This is a genomic window from Klebsiella sp. OBRC7 (assembly GCF_000293135.1).
GTDB classification, from domain to species: Bacteria; Pseudomonadota; Gammaproteobacteria; order Enterobacterales; family Enterobacteriaceae; genus Klebsiella; species Klebsiella michiganensis.
In genome coordinates this window covers 1-13,836 of record NZ_ALNJ01000030.1, presented here as the reverse complement: position 1 = coordinate 13,836, position 13,836 = coordinate 1, and the positions used below count along the sequence as shown (strand labels likewise).

The 13,836-nt window shown below is 52.2% G+C and carries 12 protein-coding genes, 4 pseudogenes and 1 riboswitch; of the genes and pseudogenes, 7 read left to right on the top strand and 9 right to left on the bottom strand.

The annotated features are described in order from the left end of the window. Nucleotides 1-14 precede the first annotated feature (14 nt). Complete coding sequence (locus tag HMPREF1144_RS08005) at nt 15-1,130, top strand: efflux RND transporter periplasmic adaptor subunit (RefSeq protein ID WP_009652501.1); 1,116 nt, start codon at nt 15-17, stop codon at nt 1,128-1,130. After that, nucleotides 1,127-4,186, top strand: coding sequence for an efflux RND transporter permease subunit (locus HMPREF1144_RS08000; protein WP_009652447.1), 3,060 nt, complete (start codon nt 1,127-1,129; stop codon nt 4,184-4,186). Before HMPREF1144_RS08005 ends, HMPREF1144_RS08000 begins: the two co-directional genes overlap by 4 nt. 168 nt (nt 4,187-4,354) lie before the next feature. Here HMPREF1144_RS08000 and HMPREF1144_RS07995 read toward each other — a convergent pair whose 3' ends face one another. The 6 genes from HMPREF1144_RS07995 to HMPREF1144_RS07965 form a co-directional block, all read right to left on the bottom strand. Continuing rightward, nucleotides 4,355-4,615 (bottom strand): cation-transporting P-type ATPase, encoded by a 261-nt coding sequence (locus HMPREF1144_RS07995; protein ID WP_016154443.1) that lies wholly within the window; start codon nt 4,613-4,615, stop codon nt 4,355-4,357. 109 nt (nt 4,616-4,724) lie between these two features. Next, complete coding sequence (gene crcB, locus HMPREF1144_RS07990) at nt 4,725-5,099, bottom strand: fluoride efflux transporter CrcB (protein WP_016154442.1); 375 nt, start codon at nt 5,097-5,099, stop codon at nt 4,725-4,727. Nucleotides 5,100-5,133: 34 nt separating this feature from the next. Then, nucleotides 5,134-5,769 (bottom strand): 2,3-bisphosphoglycerate-dependent phosphoglycerate mutase, encoded by a 636-nt coding sequence (locus HMPREF1144_RS07985; protein WP_223175621.1) that lies wholly within the window; start codon nt 5,767-5,769, stop codon nt 5,134-5,136. A 377-nt stretch (nt 5,770-6,146) separates the two neighbouring features. Then, the gene (eno, locus tag HMPREF1144_RS07975; RefSeq protein WP_009652415.1) at nt 6,147-7,433 is read right to left on the bottom strand and encodes a phosphopyruvate hydratase; all 1,287 of its coding nucleotides are present in this window, start codon (nt 7,431-7,433) and stop codon (nt 6,147-6,149) included. 15 nt (nt 7,434-7,448) lie between these two features. Continuing rightward, nucleotides 7,449-7,877 carry a universal stress protein gene (locus HMPREF1144_RS07970; RefSeq protein WP_009652460.1) on the bottom strand — a complete coding sequence of 143 codons (429 nt, stop codon included), beginning with the start codon at nt 7,875-7,877 and terminating at the stop codon, nt 7,449-7,451. A gap of 3 nt (nt 7,878-7,880) precedes the next feature. After that, nucleotides 7,881-8,843: a DHHA2 domain-containing protein gene (locus tag HMPREF1144_RS07965; protein ID WP_009652407.1), complete on the bottom strand. Its 963-nt coding sequence runs from the start codon at nt 8,841-8,843 to the stop codon at nt 7,881-7,883. Between the two features lie 42 nt (nt 8,844-8,885). Continuing rightward, nucleotides 8,886-8,960: riboswitch (Fluoride riboswitch) on the bottom strand. Between the two features lie 116 nt (nt 8,961-9,076). Between HMPREF1144_RS07965 and HMPREF1144_RS33990 the strand changes: the two are divergent. Then, nucleotides 9,077-9,220: pseudogene (locus tag HMPREF1144_RS33990) on the top strand (Tn3 family transposase); the annotation flags it as partial. A 120-nt stretch (nt 9,221-9,340) separates the two neighbouring features. Here the strand turns inward: HMPREF1144_RS33990 and HMPREF1144_RS07960 are convergent. Next, nucleotides 9,341-9,553, bottom strand: a complete 213-nt coding sequence (locus HMPREF1144_RS07960) for a YdgH/BhsA/McbA-like domain containing protein (protein WP_009652456.1) — start codon at nt 9,551-9,553, stop codon at nt 9,341-9,343. Between the two features lie 290 nt (nt 9,554-9,843). Between HMPREF1144_RS07960 and HMPREF1144_RS07955 the strand changes: the two genes are divergently transcribed. Continuing rightward, nucleotides 9,844-10,194, top strand: coding sequence for a DUF3147 family protein (locus HMPREF1144_RS07955; RefSeq protein WP_016154441.1), 351 nt, complete (start codon nt 9,844-9,846; stop codon nt 10,192-10,194). A gap of 284 nt (nt 10,195-10,478) precedes the next feature. On the opposite strand, the pseudogene HMPREF1144_RS33530 reads toward HMPREF1144_RS07955, so the two are convergent. Beyond that, nucleotides 10,479-11,117: pseudogene (locus HMPREF1144_RS33530) on the bottom strand (ISNCY family transposase); the annotation flags it as partial. Between the two features lie 58 nt (nt 11,118-11,175). Between HMPREF1144_RS33530 and HMPREF1144_RS07940 the strand changes: the two are divergent. The 3 genes and pseudogenes from HMPREF1144_RS07940 to HMPREF1144_RS07935 all read left to right on the top strand — a co-directional run bounded on the left by HMPREF1144_RS07940 (nt 11,176) and on the right by HMPREF1144_RS07935 (nt 13,153). Then, nucleotides 11,176-12,326, top strand: a protein-coding gene (locus tag HMPREF1144_RS07940) for an IS3 family transposase (RefSeq protein WP_085954962.1) whose coding sequence is annotated in 2 segments (ribosomal slippage) — nt 11,176-11,437 and nt 11,437-12,326 — 1,152 coding nt in all. Because the reading frame shifts where the segments join, the coding sequence is not laid out codon by codon here. Nucleotides 12,327-12,356: 30 nt separating this feature from the next. Next, nucleotides 12,357-12,506 (top strand): annotated as a pseudogene (locus HMPREF1144_RS31125) (integrase core domain-containing protein); the annotation flags it as partial. Nucleotides 12,507-12,943: 437 nt separating this feature from the next. Then, nucleotides 12,944-13,153: a YdgH/BhsA/McbA-like domain containing protein gene (locus HMPREF1144_RS07935; RefSeq protein ID WP_032443218.1), complete on the top strand. Its 210-nt coding sequence runs from the start codon at nt 12,944-12,946 to the stop codon at nt 13,151-13,153. Nucleotides 13,154-13,393: 240 nt separating this feature from the next. On the opposite strand, the pseudogene HMPREF1144_RS07930 reads toward HMPREF1144_RS07935, so the two are convergent. Next, a pseudogene (locus HMPREF1144_RS07930) lies at nt 13,394-13,804 on the bottom strand (integrase core domain-containing protein); the annotation flags it as partial. Nucleotides 13,805-13,836 lie beyond the last annotated feature (32 nt).

Below are 13,836 nucleotides of genomic sequence, written 5' to 3'. Positions count from 1 at the left end.
TTCCGGAGGCTGCCATGCCATCATATTCATTCATCCCCCTGATAGCGTCTTTGCTTTTCTGGCGACGGGGCTCAGCCCTGGTTTTCGCCCTCGCCCTGCAACTGACCGGCTGTGATAATGAGCCGGTATCCCGCCATGTCCCACCAAGACCGGTGATGACCACGGAGGTATCTGCCGGCAATCATGGCGGACAGACGCTGATGACCGGTGAAATATTGCCCCATGAAGAGACGATTATCGGCTTCCGTACCGATGGCCGGATGGTGAAACGACTCACGGATGTGGGGCAGTCAGTGGTTGCCGGGCAGGTACTGGCTGAACTGGATGATACCGATTTGCGTAATCAGTACCGCAGTGCTCAGGCGGCAGTACAGGAAGCCGAGGCAAGCGCCAGGCTTGCTGAGATAAACCTGCGACGCATGACGCTGCTTGCCCCGCAGGGTGCGGTTGCCCGGGTTCAGCTTGACGAGGCCCGCACAAACCGCGACACGGCAACAGCAAAACTGCAGAGCGCTCAGGCCGACCTGAGCAGTGCAGCGGACCGTCTGGGGTATGCGCGACTGCTCTCACCGGTTACCGGGGTGGTCACCACCGTCAGCGCCGGTCCGGGACAGGTAGTGACCACCGGACAGGAAATCCTGCGGGTGGCGCAGTCAGGGGCCCGTGATGCGGTCTTCAGCGTACCGGGGGCTCTGGCTGACACCCTGAAACAGCAGCAGACACTCACCCTGCGTATGGCGGATAACCCGTCGGTGTCGGTAACCGGAACGCTGCGTGACATCAGCCCGCAGGCCGACACACAGACCCGGACCTGGCGGGTACGCTATGACCTTGAGAATGCACCCGCGGTAATGGCTATGGGGGCGACGGTCACCGGGTCATTACCCCTGGGCGGCAGTGAAGTGTTTCAGGTACCGGCATCTGCCCTGACGAGGAAAGAACAGAAACCGGCAGTGTTCGTGGTGGACACCGGCAAAAATCGCCTGCGCCTGACACCCGTTGACATTGCGGCCTATATGACCGATTCGGTGCTCATCCGCAAAGGGCTGACAGCCGGTGAACAGGTGGTCACTGCCGGGGTCAGTCAGTTACGTGACGGGGAAAACGTGCTGACGGAGAACCAAAAATGAAAAATGTTATGCACGCTTCCGGCGGTTTTAATCTTTCTGCCTGGGCACTGGCCCACCGACAACTGGTGGCTTTTCTGATGCTGATGGTCACGGTGACAGGCGTCATGAGCTTTCTAAATCTGCCGCGCAGCGAAGATCCGGCGTTTACCATTAAGACCGCCGTGGTGTCGGCACAGTGGCCGGGCGCAACGGTAAAAGATACCGTCAGTTTCGTCACCGACACGCTGGAGAAGAAGCTCCAGGAAATCCCACATCTGGATTATATCGAGAGTTACACGCGTCCGGGCTCGTCGGTGATTTTTGTGAACCTGCGTGATGACACACCGCCGTCAGAGGTTGCGGGTATCTGGTATAGCGTGCGGAAAAAGATGGACGACATCCGGGCATCCCTGCCGGACGGCACCACCACCCCGGCCGTGGATGATGAATTCGATGATACATACGGCACAATTTATGGCTTCACGTCGGACGGCTTCACTCCCCGGCAGTTACGCGATACCGTCGATGATATCCGGACATCTCTGCTGGCTGTTCCGGGAACAGGGAAAGTTACGCTGCTGGGTGACAGCGAACAACAGGTGGTGATTGCTTTTGATCCACTGAAACTGTCGGGAATGGGACTCGATCTTCAGCAGGTGACGGCGGCTCTGCAGGCACAGAATGCCGTCACGCCCGCCGGACGTATCCGGACATCACAGGAAAATATGTCGGTGGAAGTCAGTGGCGCCTTCACATCCGTGGACAGCCTGCGGCAAATTGTGCTGCATACCGGAAACCGTTTTATCCCACTCACCGATTTGGCCACGGTCACACTGCAGCAGGCAGATCCGCCCTCACCGGAGTTTAGGGTTAACGGTAAACCAGCACTCGGGCTGGCGATTTCGATGGCTCGCGGTGGAAATATTGTTGATTTTGGTCGGGCGCTGAACGCGACGATGGACAGGATCCGCACGCATCTTCCTTACGGGATCAGTGTGGAGAAGGTGGCAGACCAGTCGGCCGTAGTCAGTGACGCGGTGGGAGGATTCGTCCAGGTGCTGGTTGAGGCCGTTATTATTGTGCTGGCCGTTTCTTTTGTTTCGCTGGGCAGCCGGGCAGGTCTGGTGGTCGCCGTGGCCATTCCGCTGGTGCTGGCCATGACATTTACCGGGATGGAACTGGCCGGAATAGGGCTACAGCGAATCTCCCTCGGTGCCCTGATCATTGCACTGGGACTGCTGGTTGATGATGCCATGATCACCGTAGAAGCCATGGTGTCGCGGCTTGAGGCTGGCGATGCCCTGAGTGTGGCCGCCACGCAGGTATTTCGTACCACCGCGTTCCCGATGCTGACGGGGACACTGGTGATGATTGCCGGATTTATACCGGTGGGATTTGCGGCATCGAGCGCAGGAGAATACTGCTACTCCCTGTTTGTGGTGGTACTGACAGCGCTGCTGAGCTCATGGCTGGTTGCGGTTCTTTTCTCGCCGCTTACCGGCGTCTGGTTACTGCCGGAACAGCATTCACATCAGTCACATAAGCACAGTTTCTTTCACCGTCATTATACCCGCCTGCTCGACCGGGTGATGCAGCACCGACGCAAGACACTCGGTTGTGCCCTGGCGATACTGATATTGTCCGGGGGCGGAGCCCTGCTGATGCAGGGTGAGTTTTTCCCAGCGTCCGATCGCCCGGAGCTGCTGGTGAGCCTGACTCTGCCGCAGAATGTCAGCCAGGCACAGACGCACCGCGACGTCCTGAAGTTTGAAGCGAAGTTGCGCGATAATCCTGATATTGACCATTACTCAAGCTACATCGGTTCCGGCGCTGTGCGTTTTTATCTGCCGATGGATGTTCTGCTGCAGAAAGAGAACATTGCCCAGCTGGTCGTAGTGGCGAAAAATGAAGCGGCGAGAAACCGGCTGCAGAAACAGCTTGAGCAGATCCTGTCGAAAGATTTCAGTACGCTCACAACCCGGGTATCCACACTGGAGCTGGGCCCTCCGGTGGGCTGGCCGGTCAGATACCGGGTATCCGGGCCGGATAATACCCGTGTACGTGAACTGGCCACGCAACTGGCAGGGATGATTGCCCGCAATCCCGATACCCGGGGTGTCAATCTGACGTCCGGTGAACCGGAGCGGGTCATCCGTCTGCGGGTGGATCAGACGCAGGCGCGTGCCACCGGCATGACGTCTCAGTCACTGGCAGGAACGCTTGCCACGCTGTTTTCCGGAACCACCGTGACCACCCTGCACGACCGTAACCGCCAGATTGATGTGGTGCTGCGGGGAAATGAAGCCTCACGACAAAACCCGGCGTTACTGAATGCTCTGATGCTGACATCATCGACCGGGAATAAAGTTCCCCTGGGACAGGTCGCCACGCCAGAATGGACGCTGGATGATCCGGTTATCTGGCGTCGGCAGCGGTTGCCGTTTATCACGGTTCAGTCGGATACCGCGCCCGGCGTTCGTGCAGAGACCGTGTCATCGGCACTCTCTCCGGTGGTTGCCGGTTTCCGGGAGAGTCTCCCGCCGGGTTACAGTGTGGAGGAAGGTGGAGTGGTTGTGGAATCGGAGAAAGGAAACAGCTCAGTGTATGCGGTATTGCCTGTCACGCTGATGGTGATGCTGTTACTGCTGATGATTCAGTTACAACGCTTTTCGTCGATGCTGCTGGCCCTGCTGATGGCACCGTTTGGTTTGCCTGGGATAGTTGTGGCTATGCTGCCTTTTGGCATACCGATGGGGTTTGTGGCGCTGCTGGGGATCATTGCACTGGCCGGGATGATCATCCGTAATGCCGTCATTCTTATTAGCGAAGTGGATGTGGGGATGAAAAATGGTTTCACTGCGGATGAGGCGATCAAAGTCGCCGCGCTGCACCGTTCACGCCCCATCATGCTGACCGCTTCGGCGGCCATTCTCGGGATGCTGCCGATTGCCCGGGATGTTTTCTGGGGACCGATGGCATTTGCCATTATTGGTGGGCTGCTTTCAGCCACACTGGCAACGCTGACACTACTGCCGGCAGCAATAAGTCTAATCTTTCACTGGAAACCGTATCCCTGACGAGTCCTGCCGTATCATCGCCTAGTGCTTCGACTAATGATTGCAACCCGCGGATATGGGGATGACCGTCGCTGCCGGTTGCGACTGCTAGGATCATGGCGCCGGACGCCGCCATGACCTGCTGGATCGTGGTGAACTCAGGAGGGGATTCGGCGTGTGAGACAGCGACTATCTGTGACCTCCGAATGAGGTGAATGGATGGTTCGTCGTTGTCTGAGCGCGCACTGGTTCAGTCGTCTTTCCCAGAACCACTTCAAGTACCAGCGCAATTTCGAGCATCCAGGGGATGGGACCCAGCAGACGTTTGAGGATAGCACGCACCTGGTCCGGAGGCTGTTCACGCACTTCGTTATAGCCACATTGACCCAGCCGGGTCTGCACCTCGGCTTCGGAAAGTCCCTTCACGATATTCTCAGGGAGCATCTCCATACACCCTTCTCCGGAAATACCTGACCCGGCAGGTCAGGTATGTTGTTATGGCGATAAAATGAAAATCTGCCGGAGACATGGCGCGGTTAAGTGTATGGCGCATATGCTTTTACAGCAGTGTCATCACAAAGAAACCAGTGGCAGTCATCAGAAGCGAGCCAGTTACGTGCGTCAGTACGGAAATGACAGCCCATGCATAATTGCCATTCTGAAGTAACACCACCACCTCAGCAGAAAAGGTGGAAAAGGTTGTCATACCGCCACATATGCCGGTGGTAATAAAAAACTTCCAGGCGGGATCAAGGTGAGGCTGCCGGACAAAAAAGGCCAGTGCCATACCGATGATAAATCCGCCAACCAGATTAACCACCAGGGTACCAGGTGGAAGATTGGGGAAAAGTGCATTGAGACGCATGGACAGTATCCAGCGGATCACACAGCCGATCGATCCGCCTATCACCACCGCGAATAATGATTTGTACATACCACCTCGCTGAAATCAGGGCACCATCAGACCGTCATTCAAGGGAATAACGTGCGGTGATGGCCCGTTTTTCATTCATTTCATACAGTACGGGGATTCCCGTCAGGACATGCAGATCGGGAACCTTATTTTCATCAATCTGCTCAATAAACATGGTCAGCGCACGCAGTGTATTAGCATGACTGACCAGCAACATGGTTTCGCCACTGGCGACGCGCAGGACAATGACGTGGTGCCAGTAAGGCAACAACCTTCGTTGCGTCATTTCCAGACTTTCTCCCCCCGGCAAATCCGTCAGGGACACATGACGATAACGTGCCTCACGATGAAGTGAAGCAGGTGCATCCGGCAACGGAGGGGAGATACCACGATAGCTCCTCCGCCAGTGATAAACGATTTTCTGGCCAATCTGTTGAGTGGCTTCATCTTTGTTCATTCCCTGAAGCGCACCGTAATGACGTTCATTTAACCGCCATGATTTGTCCACCGGTAACCACAATTGATTCAGCGCTTCCATTATCAGCCAGAGCGAATGAATTGCCCGGTTCAGAACGGATGTGCAGGCTCCATCTATGATTGTAGTGGCACACTGATTCCGGACCGTTTTATCAGGTTTGCTGCGCGCCGGGTTTCCTCCACTCCTTTCAGCATCAGCGGGACATTTTCCCATCCGGTAAAACGATTTTGCGATTCAACTAACTTTCGCCATGGCGGAGTAAAATAATTTTCCCCATAACAACTACCTGTCTGTCACCCACAACTGAACCGGAAGGACCTGAACCCGTTGAGTTGTTTGTACTGATTACCCGGATTTACCTGGACTCCGGTCAAGGAGGTGACGCATCAGAAGATGGGCACCGCTCCCGATGAACAGCGCGATTACAACGGCACTGGTATCATCCGGCAGTATATTAAAAAAGGCATCAGCGATCAGGAAAACCAGACAGTTTGCCTGGATCCCCGTTGCTGTTACAGTATGAGTATTTTTCCGTTCACAGAACCACCCTACCCCTTCCCGTATCTGAGCATACGGGAAGGGTGACGGAATCAGCGTTTTTTGAAGGCGGCTTTACCGGCGAAGATGGCGGCATCACCTAATTCATCTTCAATACGCATCAGTTGATTGTATTTCTCAATGCGCTCCCCACGGCTGGGTGCACCGGTTTTCAGGTGACCAGCCCGCAGGCCGACGGTCATATCTGCAATGAAGCTGTCCACGGTTTCCCCGCTCCGGTGCGAAATAAAGGTTCCCCAGTTGTTATCCTGACACAACTGGACGGCTTCGATGGTTTCACTCAGGGTGCCTATCTGGTTCAGTTTGATCAATGCGGCATTGGCCAGGTTTTCATCGATACCTCGCTGGATATATTTCACATTGGTCACAAAGATATCATCGCCAACCAGCTCAACTTTATCGCCGAGCGCGCGGTGCAGGAGCTGCCAGCCGGCCCAGTCGTCTTCCGCAAGGCCATCTTCAATCAGGACTATCGGGAAATCCTTCACCAGTTGCTCATAGTAGCGGGTCATTTCGTCGGCGCTGAGCCGGGTATTTTCGGTACGCAGGGTATATTTCCCATCGACGTAGAATTCACTGGAGGCCGGATCCATGCAAATAACGATATCTTCGCCTGGGCGGTATCCCGCCTTGCTAATTGCCTCCACGATAAGCTCCAGCGGCTGACGGTTTGAGGAAACGGCCGGTGCAAAACCGCCTTCATCGCCCACGCCGGCGGATAAACCTTTTTCCAGCAGGACCTGACGCAGGGCCTGGTAGACCTCACTGCCCCAGCGAATAGCTTCGCGTACGGAAGAGGCTCCCCATGGTGCAATCATAAACTCCTGAAAATCAGCGCCCTGCCAGCGGGCATGAACTCCGCCGTTAATGATATTCATACAGGGAACCGGCAGCAGATTCGCGCCGACGCCACCCAGATAGCGGTAGAGCGGGGTAGAGGATAGTTGTGCCGCCAGGCGGGATACTGCCAGCGATACGCCAAGGATCGCATTAGCACCCAGCCGGCCTTTGTTTTCTGTGCCATCAAGGGCAATCAGACAGTTGTCGATTTCTTTCTGGCGGCGTACATCGTAGCCCTGCAGGGCATCGTTAATTTCGGTATTGACGCACTGGACCGCATCCTGAACACCTTTACCGCCAAAACGTGTCTTGTCATCATCGCGATGCTCGATGGCTTCACGGGAGCCGGTGCTGGCACCGGAAGGAACGGAGGCACGGGCCATACTGCCCCCTACAGAAGTCACTTCAACCTCTACGGTCGGGTTACCGCGGGAATCCAGAATTTCTCTTGCGATGATACATTCAATTTCAAAGCTCATAAGTTTGACCTTCTTTTAAGGGGCTGGAATATGTTTAATCAGAACATCAACAGAAAGGTGATTGATGAATTCGAAAGAAAAGGAGGAAAAAACCCCGAACAGGCGGTTTTCATGCCCCAGCATGACCAGATCGATATCTTCATGCTGAACAACGGCCTCAACGTCCCGGAAACGATGGATGCTGACGATGGACCTGACGTTGATATCAATACTGCTGGACTCCACCAGACGGCTAAGCATTGCCTTTGCATCAATAACTTCGCGGGACTGACGGTCTTTGGTTAATGAGTCACTGGTATAATCCAGTTCCCTATAGTCAGCACTGAGATGCCCGACAGTAATACGGGTGCCCATCTCTTTTGCCAGACGTTCTGCCTGCTCAAGCAACAGCAGACCATCGGTTTCATTCTGTACAAGTAACAAGGCATGCCGGTAAATTTGCATAAATCACCTCTTATAAGAAGCGAAGCGGTTGGTCAGCCAGGGGAGGATTTCTTTTTTCCGGCTTGTCATGCCGGGCAGCGATACCTGGCGGGAGCCTGTCAGGCTGCTGTCTGAAAAAAGCAAAACGGAGTTCCGGCTGGTAATGTCTGTCACCATCAGGATCACCATGTCCAGCACGCTGTCCTTGCAGGTTTTATCCATTTCCTGCAGTAGCTCAGGCAACAGGGGAGTAATATCAGCCATGTCGCGGACCTCAATTTGTGACAACAACAGCGGCACATCATGGATCCGGTAATTTTTGGCGTCACGATTGAGTAAAACCGACGCGGATTGCCCGGTTATATCTGTTTTGGCTCGCAGCAGCCCTGTCACAAACTGGTCATAATCGATACCGGCGATTTCCCGCAAAACAGCCACGGATTCCTGATCCTGAGTGGTGGTGGTGGGACCCGTCAGCGCAACGGTATCACTGAGGATCGCCCCCATCAGCAACACAGCCTGAGCGGCAGTCAGCGGCATCGGAATGTCATGCATGAGAATTGAGAGAATTACTGTTCCGCAGCATCCTACCGCCCGCACCCAGACATCCGGTGGATTGCGGGTAACAAGGGTACCAATACGATGATGGTCAATGATGCCGATGACGTTGCTGTCCATCAGCGAAGACGGTCCCTGCTCTGCATCCGTAAAATCAACCAGCCATACGGTTTTATCTGTCAGATCGACGGTGAGTAAATCGGGTTGTGAAACACCCGCAGCGTTGAGGATATAACGGGTTTCCGGGGTGATATCCCCCAGGCGCCAGGGCGTTGCGGGACGACCGGTGTAATTAAGCCAGTCAGCCACAACCAGCGCGCTGCAAATAGCATCGCTGTCAGGATTTCGATGACCGAAGACATAAATCGGATTATCTCTTTGAAAAGAGAGAGATTCTGCGGTAAGCGGTAATGTGGTTTTATTTTGCATAGCTATACCTGACATACATGCCTATAAGAGGACAACTTCATCTGTATATCAGGCGCCATCATCCGGTGTTGAAAAACCGGCGGTTGGGAAAGGTGGAGCACCATCACCTTGTAAATCAATCTTATATGGGCCTTTGCATTAAATCAATATTTATTGTTGGCCCTCGGTTTCGTACACACAAGTACATCCTGTCCCGCCAAAAACGTTTACAATAGTGCGCCGAATGAAGCAATTTATACCTTCTTAATTATATTTATGATGAGTATTATCGCCGACGTATCCTGACTCAGCTTAACCGGAGAGAAGGTCGTAATGCAGTGGCTAGGGCAATCTGTTATGGCCAGCGTGGTGAGATCAGAAAACGTTACAGTGAGGGATTGCGTGTGAGGTCGCCAGCGGAACCAGATGCATCCCACTGGGGGACAGCCAGTCCGGCTATTTGCTCTGCGACCATCTCTTGCGTTAACTGGTCAGGTTCAGGGTAGTACAGTCCCGGGTTACTTATCTAGGACTGCAGTCATGCGGGCAAAGTTGTTCTGGTCAGCACTGGTGATGCGGTAGGACGAAGCACCGGATTCCTTGGCGATAGCGGCAATTTTCGCTTCCGCGTTGCTGAGTGTGTCAGCAGTAACACTGACTGACTGGGCGAAGCCAGAGAAAGAGACTACGGAGAGCATACTGGCAGCAACAAGCAGTTTGATATTTTTCATGGTCATATTCCTTGGGTTATCTGGTCATCTGGTGATACCGGCATCATCGCCGTCTCACCTGTTGATGTGCATTAAAAACCCTGTAGTAAATACAGGGTCAATAAGTTATTTTGTAAATTATTGTTGGCTGTGTTTTTTCGTTTTCATACAACCCAGCTCTTGAAAGAGCCTCACCGTGGCTGACGAGGCATGAGAAAATACGGCCGTAACAGACACCGCGAAACCGGGATTGCGCTGGGGAGATAGGTCGGTGCAGGGCCGTTAACTTACAGGATTAGTGAGGGTTTATGATGTTATGGCTACTGATTAAGTACGCGATCACCGCCGGAATGGTTGTTTTTATCTCTGAAGTTGCCAAGCGTAGTGATCGGCTTGGTGGTCTTGTCGCCGCGCTTCCCCTGGTTACTGTGCTTGTGCTCGTGTGGATGAAGCTGGAAGGACAGAGTCAGCAAAAAATAGCCAATCATGCGTGGTATACATTCTGGTATGTAGTGCCGACACTACCTATGTTTTTACTATTCCCTGTTTTCTGTCAGCGATTTGGCTTTTGGATCACGCTGGGTAGCTGCTGCGTCGTAACCGTCCTTATTTTCTTTTTGTGGGCCAGTGCGTTACGCCGTTTTGGCATAAATCTGATGTGATAATGTACGCTGTTGTGAAGCCAACTGCACTATTGCCGGAGGAAACACCGACTAACTCCGAACCATATCAGGCTTTTTAACAGGATAAGAGAGTTTTCAAGGGGGCCGGCTTCCTGCCGGAAGCGCGGTTCTTTCTGTCAAAGACAAATTCAGATGTTCTGGGGAGGTGCGGATATTACAACTATTATACTCGCTGTCTTTCCTTATTGATAATGTCACCCTGATTTCCCGGTTTTAAATGTCACTTTCTGCTGATTTCTGATGAAGAAAAAAGGGCAGTGAGCTCATTTTTTCAGGCTTGATTTGAAAAGAGAGGGTTCAGCCAGAACCGGATTGATGGCTCTGAGCTGAGCCTGAATCTGTGCCCGCCTTTTAGGCATACTCTGGCTGCGCCTTTCTTTTTCCTGCGGCTTCAAGCTCATCCTGTTTTTCCTTCGCCAGCTTCAGCACCGCGTCAAGCCTTTTGTTATCAACGATGCGCCCCTGACTGATGCAGTCCAGCTTATCGAACATCTGATATTTCAGTGTTCTGTTTCCATGGCGGAATTTGAGCGTACCGTCCGTATAATCAAAAGCGAGGATTTCTTCTCCGACTATGCGTGAGTTTTCGTCAGTGGGATCAACCAGATAAAGGATTTTTTCATACTGAAAAGTCAGTGCTTTTGAGAGCGTCCGAAGCGTCTGCCAGGCGAAAATGTCGTCCAGTTCCAGGTGGCTCTCTAGACCGTGCGGTGAAGGTTTTTCGGGTATTTTGCCAGTCTGGCAAAGCGGTGGTTGAAGTCGCTGATGAACGTTTCGATCCAGGCGTTGGCGGCATCAATGCAGGTGATATTCTCCAGGCACATCTCCTTAACCAGCCGCTCCTGCAGCGTCAGGTTGGCGCGCTTAACGCGGCCCTTGGCCTGAGAGCTGTTGGCACAGATACCCGCCAATAGTGGACACGCGACTAAGTGAGTAAACTCTCAACCAGAGGTAGCTCACATGACTAAATCAGTAACCGTCAGTAAAAAGCCGCGTAAACAGCACACTCCCGAATTCCGCCAGGAAGCTCTGAAGCTTGCTGAACGCATTGGCGTCGCTGCCGCTGCCCGCGAACTCAGTTTGTATGAATCGCAACTCTATGGCTGGCGAAAAAAACAACAGCAACAACTGACATCATCTGCACGCGAAAGCGAACTGGATGCTGAAAATGCCCGGCTTAAACGCCAGCTTGCGGAGCAGGCAGAGGAGCTGGCTATTCTCCAAAAGGCCGCGACATACTTCGCGAAGCTCCTGAAATGAAGTATGTTTTTATCGAAAAATATCAGGCTGAGTTCACCATCAAAGCCATGTGCCGGGTGCTGCGCGTGGCCCGTAGCGGCTGGTATGCCTGGTGCTCCCGGCGTCATCAGATAAACACGCGACAGCAGTTCCGTCTGGCCTGTGATGCCGCGGTTCTCAGAGCATTCACTGATGCAAAACAACGGTATGGTGCGCCACGGCTTGCGGATGAGCTCCCGGCCTACAACATCAAAACGATAGCTGGCAGCCTGCGTCGCCAGGGGCTTCGGGCAAAGGCAGCCCGCAAGTTCAGCCCGGTCAGTTATCGTGAGCATGGCTTGCCTGTGTCTGAGAACCTGCTGAAGCAGGACTTTTACGCCAGCGGCCCGAATCAGAAGTGGTCGGGAGACATCACCTACTTACGCACCGATGAAGGCTGGCTGTATCTGGCAGTGGTGATTGACCTGTGGTCGCGAGCTGTCATCGGCTGGTCAATGGCACCGCGAATGACGGCACAACTGACCTGCGATGCGTTGCAGATGGCGCTGTGGCGGCGTAAACGCCCGAAAAATGTCATTGTTCATACTGACCGTGGCAGCCAGTACTGTTCAGCGGACTATCAGGCGTTGCTGAAGCGGCATAATCTGCGCGGGAGCATGAGCGCGAAAGGCTGCTGTTACGACAATGCGTGTGTGGAAAGCTTCTTCCACTCGCTGAAAGTGGAATGCATCCACGGTGAACGCTTTATCAGCCGGGAAATGATGAGAACAACTGTATTTAATTATATTGAGTGCGATTACAATCGCTGGCGTCGCCACAGTGCCTGTGGTGGGCTCAGTCCTGAACAATTTGAAAACCAGAACCTTGCTTAGGGCCGTGTCCACATTACGTGGGTAGGATCAGTTCACACCAGGAAAACGATTAATGACTGGCGGCAGGATTATAACGAGTGCCGTCCACATTCATCGCTGGATTACCAGACTCCAGCTGAATTTCCAGCAGGCTGGCGAAACGGGAAATATGAAGAAAAACCAACCGACATTACTAATTGAAGGTTATATCTAATCCTGGGGTCAGTCCAGTTTATTTAGACAGTTTTGGCATTTCATGTCACGTGATTTAATGTCTGGGTATTTATTCTTTTGATCAGAGTAAAGCTAGAGTTGTTTGAAGGGAAGGGGATAGGAATGCGTGAGTTCCAGCCTCCAATTACCTGCAAAGACATATTTTGAAACCTATATAAATGGGGTAAGAAAAAATATCTTCAGTGTAAAACGATATAAAAATTGCCATATCTTATTGATTATGAGTGAATTTTATTGTTTAAGAAAAATTTCTCGATAAGTGGATGTTCAAGACAGTCAGCGCTATATAAAAAATACAATAAAAAGTATTGACCCTATAGTAGTTGCAGGGTTTTTAATGCTCATCAACAGGAAACGAGCAGTATGCTCTTATGATGAACATTAACTTTACTAGGGTTATCACTATGAAAAATATCAAACTTCTCGCAGCAGCTGGTTTTCTCTCTGTTGTCTCATTCTCTGGTATGGCGCAGACGGTCAGCGTAACTGCTTCCACTCTTGACAGTGCAGAAGCAAAAATTGCTGCTAAAGCAAAAGAAGCACAAACGTCATACAAAATTCTCTCTGCGTATACTGGTAATCGAGTGCATATGACCGCTAAATTAGGGGATTAATAGATAATCATTTTAGGGTATCTATAGGAATATATACCTTGATAAAATCTGCCACTATATACTAATTTTTAATGCTTGATATGCCACATGTTTTTTCCTTGAATAGACTTTAGCGGACTGCTGATAAAGAGTCCGTATTTTTTTAATGTAATACTAATAGTTAAGTATGGTTTTTTATCCGTGCAAATATTTTAGCTCCACGTCCTCTTTGTGGAGTTGCCCCCGCTAAAACGGACACGGTTAATTTATAGCTAGCAGCGAACTTCTGTATTCCCTTGGTGACTGCATTTTCAGCCCTTTATGGGGATGCCAGTTATTATAGTCTTCCATCCATTCCGTCAGTTTTCACATCACTGTCATGGCATCCGGCAGGTCATTAACATACACGTAGTCACGCTTGAACGTTTTAACGAACGATTCAGCCATCCCATTGCTCTCCGGACTGCGCACTGGCGTCGTACACACGATGAACCTGAGTGAGGTGGCGAACGTTCTTATTGAGTCCGCTATGTAGCAACAGCCATTATCGGTCAGCCACTCAACGGCATGTGGCAGGTAAAGCGTATTGCCAAAGCGCTTTTCCACACTCTCTGTCAGCAGATCCTGCACCATAACGCTGTTTATTCCACCTGTTGTCGCCGACCAGTGGATTGGCCCCTATATTTCCAGACACTTTTTATCGC

Excerpts from the sequence above, each read along its gene's own strand:
- HMPREF1144_RS08005 (WP_009652501.1), top strand. The coding sequence starts at position 15 with ATGCCATCATATTCATTCATCCCCCTGATAGCGTCTTTGCTTTTCTGG.
- HMPREF1144_RS08000 (WP_009652447.1), top strand. The coding sequence starts at position 1,127 with ATGAAAAATGTTATGCACGCTTCCGGCGGTTTTAATCTTTCTGCCTGG.
- HMPREF1144_RS07995 (WP_016154443.1), bottom strand. The coding sequence starts at position 4,615 with ATGGAGATGCTCCCTGAGAATATCGTGAAGGGACTTTCCGAAGCCGAG.
- crcB (WP_016154442.1), bottom strand. The coding sequence starts at position 5,099 with ATGTACAAATCATTATTCGCGGTGGTGATAGGCGGATCGATCGGCTGT.
- HMPREF1144_RS07985 (WP_223175621.1), bottom strand. The coding sequence starts at position 5,769 with ATGGGAAAATGTCCCGCTGATGCTGAAAGGAGTGGAGGAAACCCGGCG.
- eno (WP_009652415.1), bottom strand. The coding sequence starts at position 7,433 with ATGAGCTTTGAAATTGAATGTATCATCGCAAGAGAAATTCTGGATTCC.
- HMPREF1144_RS07970 (WP_009652460.1), bottom strand. The coding sequence starts at position 7,877 with ATGCAAATTTACCGGCATGCCTTGTTACTTGTACAGAATGAAACCGAT.
- HMPREF1144_RS07965 (WP_009652407.1), bottom strand. The coding sequence starts at position 8,843 with ATGCAAAATAAAACCACATTACCGCTTACCGCAGAATCTCTCTCTTTT.
- HMPREF1144_RS07960 (WP_009652456.1), bottom strand. The coding sequence starts at position 9,553 with ATGAAAAATATCAAACTGCTTGTTGCTGCCAGTATGCTCTCCGTAGTC.
- HMPREF1144_RS07955 (WP_016154441.1), top strand. The coding sequence starts at position 9,844 with ATGTTATGGCTACTGATTAAGTACGCGATCACCGCCGGAATGGTTGTT.
- HMPREF1144_RS07935 (WP_032443218.1), top strand. The coding sequence starts at position 12,944 with ATGAAAAATATCAAACTTCTCGCAGCAGCTGGTTTTCTCTCTGTTGTC.